Here is a 13,403-nt window from a genome sequence, read left to right as displayed (position 1 = left end):
GCATGGCGAGTTTCCTGGGTAGGGGCTGGAGCTTTCCGCCACGGTTCGATCCACGGACCAAGGAAGCCGTGATGGTGGCCGACGCGACCGACATCGCCGAGAGCCTGCACATCCTTTTCTCCACCCACCCAGGGGAGCGGGTCATGCTGCCGAACTACGGCTGCGACCTGCGCCGCATGGTGTTCGAGGAAGCGAACGAGCAGACAGTCACGGAAATCAAGGAACTGATGCGCAAGGCCATCCTGTTCTACGAGCCGCGCATCGTCCTCGACAATATCGAAGCGCAACTCGTCGATCCGCTCAACGGCAAGCTGGAGATCCATCTCGACTACACGATTCGCGGCACCAACGCCCGGCACAACCTGGTGTATCCCTTCTACCTGCACCAGGCCACGCACCCGGTGGGAGCATGAACAAGGGAACGCAACAGGACGAACGCCTGGCCGACGCGCTCCGTCGAGGCTATGTCGTGCCCGACGAGTTCACGTTGGCCGAGCGCATCCACCTGATGCTCGGTTATGCCGCCCACGTGCGCTTCGCTACCGCCGACGGCAGCGACGCCGGGTGTTGGGACGACGCGCTGCTGCGCGATGAAAGCACCGTGCTCGCCGAGATGGCATCGTTCCCTCTGGCCCATGCGAAGCGGGCTTTCGCCGAGGTCTGGGCCTGGGCCGACGAACGGCACCTCTGGTGGCGCGTGCGCCAGGTGGTGTCGTGCGTGGACGGCTGGTGCCGCTGGCTGGCCCGGCATGACACACCGACCGCCGTGCACGTGTTGCAGGCGATCATGGCGGCGACCGGGGGCAACCTGCGCGCTCTATTGCACGATGCTGTTCGCAGTTTCGGAATCGACGAAGCCGCGGTGCGGGAGATGCATCCGGCCTGGCGGCTGGACACGGTGACCGCGCATGCGGGCGACGCGCCGCTGGACGCCGGCCGGCGCCGGTCGCTGCTTCGACGCCTGTGGGGTGCGCTGTGCGTGGCGCTTGCACGCCTGCAGCCGATCGCGCTTTCACAACTCCCGCTGAGCCTGGCCAACGCGAAGCACGAGCCGGCGATGGGCCTCCTCATGGCCGCCTTGCAGATATTCCAGGCCTCGCGGACCGAGGTGAACCGCTTTCCGGAACGCCTCACCGACTTCTATTTCCTCGACCTCCTGCGCATGCGTCCGAGGCGCCCCTCGCAGGAGCGGATTTACCTGCGCTTCACGCGGGACGCCACGTATGCCTCGCCGGTGCACCTGTCGCGCGGCACGCGTTTCGTCGGCGGGAAGGACAGGCAGGGGCAGGGCATCGAGTTCGCCGCGGAGCATGCGCTGGAGGTGACCGACAACGAGGTCGCCGCGCTTTACAGCGTGAGGATGGAGCACGACGCATTGATATCGCCGGAGCGCGAGTTCGGCTATGCCACCCGGGTTCTCACGCAGGAGATTCCCTTGCGGTCTCCCGACTCGGCCTATGCCGGCGAGCCGTCGTGGTGGCCGCTCATGGGCGGCGCGGCCAAGGGTTCCGCTGCCCAGGCGGCGCACGCCCGGATCGGCATGGCCCTGGTATCGCCGATGCTCGCACTGAAGGAAGGCAATCGCCGGGTGCGGGTGCTGCTTCGCCTGTCGCATCCTGCCGTGGACGACGACCACCTCGCTGCGATGCTGCGCCGCGATGCCGCTGCGCGCGATGCCGCTTGGCTGGCGGATGTGTTCCTCCGCCTCGACGATGCCGAGAAGCGCTTGCGCGCGAGCACCTTCGGACCGGCGTCCCGGTCCGTCGCCAGCCAACGCGCCGACGCGGCCTGGGCGCGCGCGCCACGTTCCGAGGGGGACGTGCGCCTGTGCTATCTGGTGGCCAACTGTCTCGCGCAGGACGACGCGGAACGCTTCAAGGCCAGCCTTGGCCGCCTCTTCGCCGTCTGGCTGATCGCCGGCAACGAAGCCTTGCTGCCGCAGGATACGGCCGCCTTGCGTGCCCATGCCGCCAGCCTGCTCGGCAATGGTGTCGCGCGGGCGGTCGAACTGGACGATCCTCTGATCCTGATCTACCCGCACGAGCACGACGACGGTCGTGGCGAGCCCGATCGCGAGCTGATCTTCAACAGAGTGTTTCGCGGCGTCTGGCAGGCCGAGTTCAGTGTCGCCGACGGCTGGCTGGTGCCGGGCGACGTGTTGATCGTTCGCCGGGCGAGCGAGGGATTCGGCTGGGGCGGATGCATCGAGCTGTCGATCCACCTGGGTCAGGAGCAGCCACCGATCGTGCCATGCAAGCCAGCCGTGCATGGGCCGGAATGTCCGGAGCATCCCGCGTTGCGCCTCACCTTGCAGACGCGCACGCGCCTGTATGCCTATAGCGCGCTGGAGCAGGTCGTCCTTCACGATCTCTCGCTGTCGACGCACGTCAGCGGGGTGCGCGGCCTCGTGATCTACAACCAGTTGGGACGGCTCGATGCCGGCAAACCCTTCCAGCCGTTCGGCCCGGTGCCGGCGGTGGGCGCCTATTGCCTGTTCGGCAACGAGGAACTGGCCGGCAAGCCGCTGCGCGAGCTTCGCCTCAATCTCCAATGGGGCGGGCTGCCCAGCGAGGAGGGCGGCTTCGCGGCCTGGTATCGCGGCTATCCGGGGTCCTGGCCGGCCGCCGGCTTTCAGGTGAAACCGGCGATCCTGCGCGACGGCCAGTGGCGAAGCGGGGAGGGCCTGCAGGGGCTGTTCCATGGCGAACGTCATCTGCGGCGGGACACGACGCTTTCGCTGCCGGAAGCCGATCTCTCGCTTTACCATCGCGCGCAGTCGTCGGTGCAGGAGCCATTCGTCTTCGGCACGGCCACACGCAACGGATTCTTCCGGCTCGAACTCGCCGGCCCTCCAGCCGCCTTCGGACACGCGTTGTATCCACGCCTGCTGTCGGAAACCCTCAGTACCAACGCGCGTTCGCGGCGTGTCGGCCTCATGCGGCCAATGCCGAACGAACCGTATACGCCGACGGTCGACCAGGTGTCGCTGGATTACGTGGCCAGCGAGCGGATCTCGCTGAAGCCGACGATGCCGTCGTCGCAGGGGAAGCTGCTGCATCTGCATCCCTTCGGATACGACACGCCGCGCGCCCGGCCCGGCATGGATGGCGTGCCCTTGCTGCCACGCTATGTCCACCAGGGCAATCTCTACATCGGCCTGTCTGGCTCCGATCCCTGCGGCGCGCTGAGTCTTTACTTCAGCTTGCGTGCCGAAAGTGCCGCCGAAAGCTGGCAGGCTCCGTTGCCGCCGACGGGCTGGGCCGTGTGGGGCGACGGCGAATGGCGCATGCTCGCATCCGAGCGCGTGCTGTCGGACGGCACCATGGGCTTCCTGCGCAGCGGCATCGTCGTCGTCGACCTGCCTGCGGGCATGACGCGCGACTGTCCGCAATGGCCGGGTGGGCTGTACTGGCTGCGCCTGAGCGCCGACGGCTGCCTGGAACGCCTGGCCGGCCTCTATGGCATCTACACCCAGGCCATGTCGGCCACGCGCGTGTATCCGCGCAGCATCGGGGAACCGACCGTGCCATTGCCGCCGGGAACCGTGCGCATGCCGCTGCATCCCATCGGCGGCCTCCTTTCCGTGCAGCAGATCGGCCCGTCGTTCGGCATCGCCCAGCCGGAGACGCCGGGCATGTTGCGCGTTCGCAGTGCCGAGCGATTGCGGCATAAGGATCGCGCGAGTACGCCGTGGGATTACGAACGGCTCCTGCTTGACGCGTTCCCGGACACCTTCAAGGCGAAGTGCTTCGTCAACGGCGAGGCCGACCACGCCGCGGTCTCGGGCACGCCCGGCGGTGTCCTCGTGGTGGTGGTGCCGAAGCCACAGCAGGGCATGCTGTTCCACAGCACGGAAGCACCCCATTTCGATGCGGCGGCGCTGGAAGAAATGATGGTTTACCTGCGCGAGCGCGGCGCTCCCGGATTGCGCATCGTCGTGCGCAACGCCGTCTACGAATACATCCAGGTGCGCTGCACGCTGCGCCTCGCAAACGGCGCGCATCCCGGCGCGGCGCTGTTCCGCGCGAACCGCGCGCTCGTGGAATACCTGTCGCCCTGGCACGAGGACGGATGCCGGCCCAGCTTCGACTGGGAAGTGCGCGCCGAAGCCATCGAAGCCCACCTGCGCAACCTGGACGACATTGAGGCGATCGGGTCGATGTCGCTCCTGCATATCGTCCGCCGCGACGACAATACCTACCGGCTTTACGACACCGGCCGCGTACGCACCGGCGCCCCGGTGCGCCTGGTACGGCCCGCGCAGTCCTGGAGCCTAGCCTTGCCCAGGCCACGGCACCTGATCGAGCTGGTCGGCGCCGGCGCCTCGCGCGACGAACAGCCCACGGGCGTGGGCAAGCTGGAAATCGGCGGCACGTTCATCATGGGCGAGGCCGCGCGATGACCATCCGCAACCGCGAATCACTGCGCAGCTACTTCACCGATGGGTCCTTGCCCACGCAGGCGCACTTCGCCGACCTGATCGACTCGATGCTCAACATGAGCGACGAGGGCTTCACCAAGTCGGTCGAGCGTGGCTTCGAGATCTCCGCCGCGTCGGGTTACGAGGCCTTGCTGAGCTTCTTCCGCGACCAGGACCCGGACGTGCCGCTATGGTCGGTCGGTTTCGGCGGCGCGCAAGGGCAGCTGCTCATCCGTTCCAGCCAGCCTCCCGCCGGCGACGTCGCGCCCGACGCGGTGCCGCCCCTGTGGACCCTCGACCCGACCGGCCGCGTGGGCATTCGCAATGCCCGGCCAGAAGCGGCGCTGGATGTCGACGGCGTGGTGCGCAGCAAGGGCCGTCGCGGCAGCTATGCGCGCTCGCCCGCCGTGCCTCTCCTCGCCGATGGACAGTGGCAGGACCTCACCGACGACCTGGACGGCTGCCAGGCTTTCGAAGTGACCGCGGGCGCCGGTCGGCAAGGCGAGGGTCATTTCGCCCTTGTCCACGCGATCGCGCTCAATACCTACAATCCCACCCTCGGCATCTTCGACTTCTTCAATCGCAAGCGTGGCATCAACGCCACCCATGCGTTCTATTCCCGCCGCTGCGACCGCCTGCAACTGCGTTGGCAGGGCACCCACGGACGGAACGCGGTGTACCGGCTGCAGGCCCGCACCGGTTGCGACTACGGGAAAGGTGTCGCCATCAATGCGCATGTCACCCAGCTCTGGTTCGATCCGCATATGGACGGGGAGCGGAAGTGAGTATCCCGGCCGAGGTTATCCCGCGACTTCGCGACGACGATCCGCTGGCGTACGACGCGCTGCGCGCACGCGCCCTCGATGCGTTGCAGGAACTCAGCGGCGAGCAGTGGACCGACTACAACTACCACGATCCCGGCGTCACCTTGCTCGACGCGTTCTGCTTCGCGCTGACCGAAGACATCTTCGGCGCGCGCCAGCCGCTCCTCGACCTGTTGACCGGTCCCGATGGGCGCATTCGTTATCGTGCCCTCGGGCTTCGCGCGGCCGAGGAGGTCCTGCCGTGCCGTCCCTGTACCGACATGGACTACACACGCTGGCTGCTCGATCGCGTACCCGGAGCGCTGCAGGCGCATGCCGAGTCGGCCACCGGTGACGGCTTGTGGCGGATCCAGCTGGAGGTCTCCACGCCAGACGACGCCGTCGCGACCGCGGCGCGGGCGTACTGGGCGCAGCGCAATTTGTGCGAGGACCTGGACGGGCTGCCCGGCGTGCTCGAGCCGCGCTGGTGCACCCTGAGCGTTGACCTTGGCATCGAGGGCACGCGCGCGCCGGAAGAGATCCTCGCCGAGCTGGTCGAGCGCTGTGCCAGGTACGTGGATGCCGCGCCGGAGCGTCGTTCGCTGTCCGCGCGACTGGCCGCGGAAGGGAATGATGTATCCCTTGCCGACGTACTCGACGGGCCACGCCTGCGCCAGGGCTGGATCGAGTCGGGGGACCTGGCGCTGGATCGCGACAGCCGGATCTATTTCGGCGACCTGGCGCGCATCGCGCTTTCGGTGGAGGGTGTCTTCGAAGTCGCCCGGATCAGCCTGGAAGCCGACGGCCTGGCGGGGTCCGGCGATGCCCTGCCGCGCAGGGGCGACGGCTGGGTACTGCGCCTGCGCTGGCCCGATCATCGCGAAGCCATGACGGACTGGAAGATCAACCGGCGCGGCAACCGCGTCTCGGTCGCGGCCGATGTTTTGCTGCAGCGGCTGGACGACCTGCGCCGCAACAGCCAAGGGCGTGCCACGGCCGACAGCGCGCCCGAGATGGCGGGATCGCCCCTGAGCCGGCCGCGGGGGAGATACGTGCCGCCGCGGACCTATGTGTCCCTGCACCGGCAGCTCCCGCATATCTATCGCGAGCGCTTCGATGCCGCGGCGACCGCGCAGTTCCATGCCTATGTGGCCCTGCTCGACCAATGGCTGGCCCATGGCGACGCGCAGACGTATTACCTGCGCGACCTTTACACGACGAAACCCCGGCCCCGCTCCAGCTACGCCTGGGACGTGCTCGGCGATGCCAACATTCCCGGGCTGGAGGCCTTGTACACGACCGACCGCGAACGCCTGCGCGAAAACGTCTTCGCGGCGGCCGACGACGCGATCGAACGGCGCGGCCGCGTGCTCGACCACCAGCTGGCGTTGTACGGGGAGGGTGTCTGGCAAGGCAGCATCCGTCCGTTCGGGTGGTACTTCAGCGCGGAAGCGTGGCGCCTGCACCTGTTCGAACAGAAGCGCCTGTTCCTCGTGCGCATCGCCACCCTGACGCGAGACCGCTATGGCGGCATCGACTACAGCCGGCGCTCGCTAGGGCGGCGCGGCAACACGCCGGCGTTGCAGCAGCGGGCAAGCCTGCTGCTCGGCTTCAAGTACCACCACAGCCGCCTGCTGATGACGCCCCTGGCGACAGCGGGCATCGCATTGGCGGCCAAAAGTGCGCCGTCGGCGTCCGTGCAGGAGGTTCCGGCTGAGGCGCATCCGCCCGTCATCTGGGGACCGGCGCGCCGTCGCGTGGTGGAAGCGATGGGTACCGACCTCGCGAGCGCCGCGCGTTCGCTGGCCCAGCATTTCCAGGCACTGGATCCGACCGCGCTGTCCCCGGCGTTGCTGCGCAGCGCGGTCCACGCCGAACGTTATCGTCACGCCGATGCCACGGCCATCTGGCTGGGCAGCGAGGAGCAGGGTCCCAGCTGGGTTCTTCCGCTGCGGTCACCGCGCGTGTCGCCGGAAGCCGCGGCGATCTGCCTGCATGAATTCGCCTGCCGTCTCCAGCTGGAATGCGAAGGTATGCACCTTGTCGAGCACACGTTGCTTCGGCCGCCCGCCGGCGCGGAAGCCGATCAGCCCGAGGATTTCTACCGCCACCGCCTGACGGCGGTATTCCCCGCCTGGACGGCGCGCGGGAAGCATCCGTCCTTTCGGCGCGTCGCCCTGGAGACGTTGACGTTGAATACCCCGGCACATCTCCGCATCGAGACGATCTGGCTCAACGCGCGATCGATGCAGCGCTTCGAACGGCGCTATGCGGCCTGGCTGGAAGCCGTGCAAACGTACTGCTCGCACCGGCTCGCCGGCTCGGAGCGGACCGATGCGAGCGCCCGTCGCGTGGAGCGCTGGGCGTGCAAGTTGCGCAAGCAGATCGCGAGGGAACGGCAGCGAGGCCAGGCGACATGAACGGCCACGTCATCGAGACCTTGCAGTGGTCCTGTCACGGCGACAGCCGGGAGCAGGCCGTCGTCGCGCAACAGCGGTTGCGGGACTTCATTCTTGGCGAGGGTTCGCGCCTGCTCGATCGCGCGCTCGATCGCCTCTCGTCGCGCGAGCACGTGTGGCGCATCGACCGGTTGGAAATCGACCTGGGCGATCTGCCCGTCGACGCGGACCAGGTCGTGTGGGGGCGACACCTGGAACTCGCGCTCGACACGGCGCTACGGCGAATCCGGCAGGACGACGAAGAAGGAACACCGGCGGGCAGCCCGGCGGGCGATCGCGACCTGGAAAATTTCCTGTACTACGTGCAACACGGCCGGCTGCACTGGTCGATGCCGTCGCTCGCCCATGCCTCGCTGGCCGACTGGCTGAGTCACCTGACACGGCGATGGGGGCCGCGTCTGTGGCCGGCCTTGCTCCGGCTGCCGCACCACGGGCGCGCGGTCCGTCGATTGAGCCAGATCACGCCACATCATGGCCTGCATGCCTTGCTGGCCGTGCGTCACGGCGAACTGGCAGGGGCCCTGGAAGACCTGGACGATACGTTGCTGGAGCCGCTGCGCGCGCAGGGACGCCTGAGCGCCTACCAGCTGGCGCAGATGCGGATGGCGTGGCGCGTGGCCGGGTTGCACGCGCTGTGGACCACCAACGGCAGCCATCTCGGCGTGATGCGGTTGCAACGCCTGATGGACGCGTTGCGCGACAGCCTGCTGACGATGGTGGGGAAGGGCGAAGCATCGGAATGGGCGCAGCGGCTGCGCTCGACCTCGTCGGCCCGGGATGCCACCGGACTGCGTCGAAGCCTCTTCCTTGGCCTGCAGCTGCGCTTCCTGGACGTCCAGTCCTCGCGGATCGACAAGGACATTGAAGGCTCGACGTCGCCCACCGACGGAGCGGAAGCACAGGACGGGAATCTCGCGGACACGCTGCCGGGTGCGTGGCATGAATCCTTGCGCCAGTTCGCCTTGCTCCATCAATCGGACCCCGGCGTACGCGATGCGGGACTCGGGTTGTCGGCGCTGCAGATCTACCTGTTCGACTACAGCCTGGCCTATCTCGGCGAAACCAGGCGCATCCCACAGGATCACGTCGCCTGGCACGGCGTCTGGCAAGAGGCGCTGGATGCCCTTGGCGTCGAGGAACAGGATCAGCCGTTCGTGGCGGAAGCGCAGTCAATGACCGCCGAGCGTGACCGGCCCCGGATCAACCGCGGCCGACGGGCCGACGGCACCGTGTCACCCGCCGACGATCATCCTGACAACGAAGCGATCTACATCGCCAACGCCGGCCTCGTGCTGCTGGCCAACTATGCGCCACGGCTCTTCGCGATGCTTGGCCTGACCAAGGACGACGCCTTCGTCGACGCGATCGCGCAGCAGCGCGCGGTGCATTGCCTCGTTTACCTCAGCGATGGACACACCGACAGCGAAGAGCACGAATGGGTGCTCAACAAGATGCTGTGCGGCCTGCCGATCGACGAGCCGGTACCGCCCGCGCCGCCGCTCGACACCTTGGTGCCTGTGCTCGACAGCCTGCCGCTCGCCGTCGTCGCGCACTGGCGCGCACTAGGCCAGACCTCACCGCATGGACTGCGCCAGACCTTCCTCCGCCGCATCGGCCGCCTGGTCGAGCACGAAACCTTCGATGGCGGTCACTGGCGCCTGAAAGTGCAACCGAACCCCTTCGACGTGCTGCTCGACCGCCTGCCGTGGTCGTACGGAACGATCCGCCTGCCATGGATGAAGGAGGTGATCCATGTCGAATGGCGATGACGATCGTCACGTGGTTCACGCGGCGGCGCTGGAGCAGGAACTGCTGTGGCTGGAAAGCATCATCAACCTTCGCCTGGAGCAGCACTTCCAGCAGCTGCCGGAAGGTTTCGAAGCGGCTGCCCCGCCGCCGGTCCTGCCACCGGAAAGCGCATTGGCGGCGCTGGTCGACGACCTCGGCCTGGAAGCGCGCGAACGCGCCGTGCTGGCCCTGGCGATCGCACCGCATGTGCGGCCGGGCGTGCTCGACCTGCTGTTCGTGCGCAACCAGAACCTCGATCGTGGCTTCACCGAGTTCGGCGGCTGGAAGGCCCAGCGCCACGGCGGCTTCCTGCCGACCGGCGAGACCGCGGCCTTCCTGGTCGCGGGGGATCGCCTGGTCGCACGCATCGCGCTGCTCGGCATGTTCGACCCGCACCATCCGCTCGTCGCGCGGGATATCCTGCGGCTGGACGGGGAGGGTACGGGCAACGAGCCGCAGTTGAGCGGAGCCCTCACGGTCAGTGCGGAATCGCTGCAACGCTTGCAGAACGGTGTCGCGGACAAGCCGGACTACAACATCCAGTTCCCGGCAAAGCGCATCACCACCGACCTCACCTGGTCGGACCTGGTGCTCTCGCCCGAGGTCATGGACGAGATCGACGTGATCCGCACGTGGTTGAATGAAGGGCCGCAGCTGATGCGCGACTGGGGCCTGGCCCGCGTGGTCAAGCCCGGCTACCGCAGCCTGTTCTATGGTCCGCCAGGCACGGGAAAGACACTCTCGGCCACGCTGCTCGGCCAGAGCACCGGCGTCGATGTCTACCGCATCGACCTGTCGATGGTGGTCTCGAAGTTCATCGGCGAAACCGAGAAGAACCTGGCCCGCGTCTTCGACCAGGCGCAGAGCAGGCGCTGGATCCTGTTCTTCGACGAAGCCGATGCCCTGTTCGGCAAACGCGCCGCGGTACAGAACAGCAACGATCGCCACGCCAACCAGGAAATCGCCTACCTGCTCCAGCGCGTCGAGGATTTCCCCGGCGTGGTGATCCTGGCCAGCAACCTGCGCGGGAACCTCGACGAGGCCTTTTCCCGCCGCTTCCAATCCATGGTGTATTTCCCCATGCCCGATGCCGGACAACGACTGCGGCTCTGGCAGAGCCTTCTTCCCCAGGTGGGCAGGGTGGCTCCGAATGTCGACATGGAAGCGCTGGCCGAGCGCTATGTGCTGTCGGGCGGCGCGATCGTCAACGCCTTGCGCTTCGCCGTGCTGCAGGCCGCGCGTACCGGCGCCGCGCAGATCGGTGCGACGCACTTGCGCATGGCCTTGGCGAAGGAACTGGGCAAGGAAGGGAGGACGCTCGGATGAGGCCCTTGGTGCTTCGTGCCCTCGGCATGGCGCTCGCGCTGTTCGTCAGCGCGCCGGCGGCTGCGGTGGCGTTGTCGTGCGCCGAAGTGCAGCCCTTGCGGCTTGGCGACAGCGTGACGACCTTGCCGAACGGCAGCGTGGGACAGCCTTATCGCTATACGCTGCGCGCCAGCGGTGGCGTCCCGCCGTACGCCTATAGCTCCGACAGTCTGCCGCCGGGTATCTCCCTCGCCACCAACGGCGAACTCTCGGGCCAACCCAGCAGCTTGCCGTTTGTCGCGGTATTCCTCGCTGGCGTGCGCGACCAGCACGATTGCTTCGCGCAACAGAGGTACAAGCTGTCGGTCCTCGGGCCACGACCCGCGCCGCCTGTCAGACCGGAATCCCGGCCGAAGCCGGCCCAGCCGGCGGAACCTCCGGTGAAAGCGGCGGAAAAACCCGTGCCGCCGAAGCCCGCGCCCCCGCAGCCGTTGACGACGGTACCGTTGATCGACACGCTCTCCGCGCCGACGTCGCCGCAATCGCAGGTGGACGTGTACATGCTTACCGAGGAGATCTTCAAGGACAAGGATGTACTTGCCGACCTCAAGCGGCGATCCGCCGATGTCACCGAGGCCGCCGGCCTCATACCGGCTTCCGAACCGGCTGCCGGGCCAGCCCCGTCCGGCACGAGCGCACCCGCCGCCGCCAGCACGGCCGCTCACGAGGAAGCGACGCCGCCGAGGAACGAATTCGTCGACCCCTCGGTGGACGTCGACGCGAAAGCACAGTTCCAGCGCATGCTCGCGCCGCTGATCGGCGTCGAGTTTCCCGGGCGCGATCTTTTCGTGGCGGCCCTGGACGAACGGCTCTGTACATTCTCCAGGGAGATGATCGGCGCGGCGGCGAGTCGACAACACCAGCCCCCGCCTGACATGAAGGAGTTCGCCTGTCCGCCCGACTGGTCGATGCTGGCCGACAATGACGACGCCGTGCCACCAAGCCAGCTGCCATGGCAACAGGTTCCCGCGTGGCTGATGAGCGCGTCCATGCATACGCTGCTGATCGAGAAGGCCAGGCAGTCCCATTCGCTGAACCATCCGCCCGCGCCGTCATGGTCCGGGGCGGGATGCGGTTGCGTTCGCTCGCTGAGCGGCCAGGTCTACGGTTTCTATCCTTTCTGGGACAACACCGCCACGCCGCGCCGGCTCGACTTCAGCATGCTCTCGCGCCTCAGTGTGTTCGCGCTCTGGTTCGCCGACAACGGCGACCTGATGGAGCCCAAGTGGACGACGCCGGAGGACACCGCCTTCATCCGCGAGGCGCAGCGGCAGAGAACGGGCCTGGATTACACCCTCTACCACAACGACTGGGGGTTCCTTAAGGACCTCACGGAGGACGATGTCAAGGACTCCGCCGAACGACTGGCGGTGCAGGCGGCGAACTTCATCGACACGCCGCTCTCCGACCTCGCGTCGCGAAGCCATGCCTGGGTTCCCGGCTTCGCCAGGGAAGAGCGGTACGGCAACGGTCTGACGCTGTACCTGGACCGGATGCCGGCATCCGACGATCCGGTAAGGCCGGCCTTCGAGCGCTATATGAACCAGCAGGTCCGCCAGCTGATCGTCGAGCTGCGCCGCCGTAAACACCCCTATGTGCTCAATATCGTGTTACGCGATACCGACCTGACCGGGCCGCAGGCCATCTGGAATCCCTCCCAGATGGCCGAGTACCTGCGCCAGGCCGAGGCGGTGTCACCGCAAGGCGACAACATGCCCGGCGAGAACGTCCGCGAGCGAAGCAGCACGAACCTTACCTTGCGCTACATGGTGCTGCTCACCCAGCCCAGTGCGAAAAGCATGCGCGAAGTACTTTCCACGATCGACCGCGACAAGGACATCACCGAAGAAGCCTGTCGCATCCTGTTGCGCCGGGTGATTCCCATCGTATCCACCGGCGCCTCGGCGGACGAGGATCTTACCGAGGACCTGTCGTATGCGTCGGACAACTTCGGCGGCGCCGGATTCTGGGCGGCGCCTGCGCTGGACGATCCTCCCGGAAGAATGACCGCCTCGCGGATCCGCCGCAGTTTCCTGCCGCGGCCATCCGCCACGGAGGGCCTGAACGGATGGGTCTGCGAAAACCGCTGGCCGCTACGCATGCTCACCGAGGCGGTCCTGCTGGTGTGGCTGATCGCCCTCGTCGTCTACCAATCCAGTTGCCGCATGCGGCAGATCGGCCTGCCGTTCCAGCTCGGCCTCCTGTTCGGCGCCGTCGTGTTCCTGGTCCTCGGCGCGCTCCTGCTCCTGGGGGATCCCGCACTGACCCAGGTACGGCAGGGGAACGCACTGCTTGCCTTGTTGTTGGTCGCGCTGGTCGCGACGATCGCTTATCACATGCTCAAACCAAGGGTGGAGAAGCCATGAAAACGGAACCTGTGAAGCAGGCGAAAGCCGCGGTCGAGCCGGCGGCCGCGTCCGCCGATGCGAGAAGCCCCATGCAGCGGAAAGCGACGAACAGCCCGAGACAGGCGGGAGAGGCGGCGCACATCGCGCAGCTGAAGGGAGAGGACAAGATGAAGGGGAAAACGACCGCAAAGAAGGGCAAGGGCGGTAAATAGCATCGGGG

At 67.3% G+C, this 13,403-nt stretch carries 8 protein-coding genes; all 8 read left to right on the top strand.

The features are described 5' to 3' along the window. The first annotated feature begins 2 nt into the window (after positions 1 to 2). The 8 genes from ACR9ZJ_RS00220 to ACR9ZJ_RS00185 are packed head-to-tail and all read left to right on the top strand — an operon-like array spanning position 3 to position 13,395. On the top strand, positions 3 to 413 hold the full coding sequence (locus ACR9ZJ_RS00220) for a GPW/gp25 family protein (RefSeq protein WP_481286435.1): 411 nt from the start codon (positions 3 to 5) through the stop codon (positions 411 to 413). Beyond that, entirely contained in the window at positions 410 to 4,402 is a 3,993-nt protein-coding gene (locus ACR9ZJ_RS00215; RefSeq protein ID WP_481286434.1) for a hypothetical protein, read from the top strand. The genes ACR9ZJ_RS00220 and ACR9ZJ_RS00215 overlap by 4 nt, the downstream gene beginning before the upstream one ends. Further along, entirely contained in the window at positions 4,399 to 5,205 is an 807-nt protein-coding gene (locus tag ACR9ZJ_RS00210) for a hypothetical protein (protein WP_481286433.1), read from the top strand. The genes ACR9ZJ_RS00215 and ACR9ZJ_RS00210 overlap by 4 nt, the downstream gene beginning before the upstream one ends. After that, positions 5,202 to 7,643, top strand: coding sequence for a hypothetical protein (locus ACR9ZJ_RS00205; RefSeq protein ID WP_481286432.1), 2,442 nt, complete (start codon positions 5,202 to 5,204; stop codon positions 7,641 to 7,643). The genes ACR9ZJ_RS00210 and ACR9ZJ_RS00205 overlap by 4 nt, the downstream gene beginning before the upstream one ends. After that, positions 7,640 to 9,451 carry a contractile injection system tape measure protein gene (locus ACR9ZJ_RS00200; RefSeq protein WP_481286431.1) on the top strand — a complete coding sequence of 604 codons (1,812 nt, stop codon included), beginning with the start codon at positions 7,640 to 7,642 and terminating at the stop codon, positions 9,449 to 9,451. Before ACR9ZJ_RS00205 ends, ACR9ZJ_RS00200 begins: the two co-directional genes overlap by 4 nt. Continuing rightward, positions 9,435 to 10,796 (top strand): ATP-binding protein, encoded by a 1,362-nt coding sequence (locus ACR9ZJ_RS00195; protein ID WP_481286430.1) that lies wholly within the window; start codon positions 9,435 to 9,437, stop codon positions 10,794 to 10,796. The genes ACR9ZJ_RS00200 and ACR9ZJ_RS00195 overlap by 17 nt, the downstream gene beginning before the upstream one ends. A 5-nt stretch (positions 10,797 to 10,801) precedes the next feature. Next, positions 10,802 to 13,201: a hypothetical protein gene (locus tag ACR9ZJ_RS00190; protein WP_481286429.1), complete on the top strand. Its 2,400-nt coding sequence runs from the start codon at positions 10,802 to 10,804 to the stop codon at positions 13,199 to 13,201. Next, a complete protein-coding gene (locus tag ACR9ZJ_RS00185; RefSeq protein WP_481286428.1) occupies positions 13,198 to 13,395 on the top strand; it encodes a hypothetical protein in 198 nt (65 codons plus the stop codon). Before ACR9ZJ_RS00190 ends, ACR9ZJ_RS00185 begins: the two co-directional genes overlap by 4 nt. Positions 13,396 to 13,403 lie beyond the last annotated feature (8 nt).

This window comes from Luteibacter sp. KNZ12-1A, from assembly GCF_056755675.1.
Note: the sequence above shows the minus strand (reverse complement) of the source record. Positions and strands in the feature narration are given on the sequence as shown.

Excerpts from the sequence above, each read along its gene's own strand:
- ACR9ZJ_RS00220 (WP_481286435.1), top strand. The coding sequence starts at position 3 with ATGGCGAGTTTCCTGGGTAGGGGCTGGAGCTTTCCGCCACGGTTCGAT.
- ACR9ZJ_RS00215 (WP_481286434.1), top strand. The coding sequence starts at position 410 with ATGAACAAGGGAACGCAACAGGACGAACGCCTGGCCGACGCGCTCCGT.
- ACR9ZJ_RS00210 (WP_481286433.1), top strand. The coding sequence starts at position 4,399 with ATGACCATCCGCAACCGCGAATCACTGCGCAGCTACTTCACCGATGGG.
- ACR9ZJ_RS00200 (WP_481286431.1), top strand. The coding sequence starts at position 7,640 with ATGAACGGCCACGTCATCGAGACCTTGCAGTGGTCCTGTCACGGCGAC.
- ACR9ZJ_RS00195 (WP_481286430.1), top strand. The coding sequence starts at position 9,435 with ATGTCGAATGGCGATGACGATCGTCACGTGGTTCACGCGGCGGCGCTG.
- ACR9ZJ_RS00185 (WP_481286428.1), top strand. The coding sequence starts at position 13,198 with ATGAAAACGGAACCTGTGAAGCAGGCGAAAGCCGCGGTCGAGCCGGCG.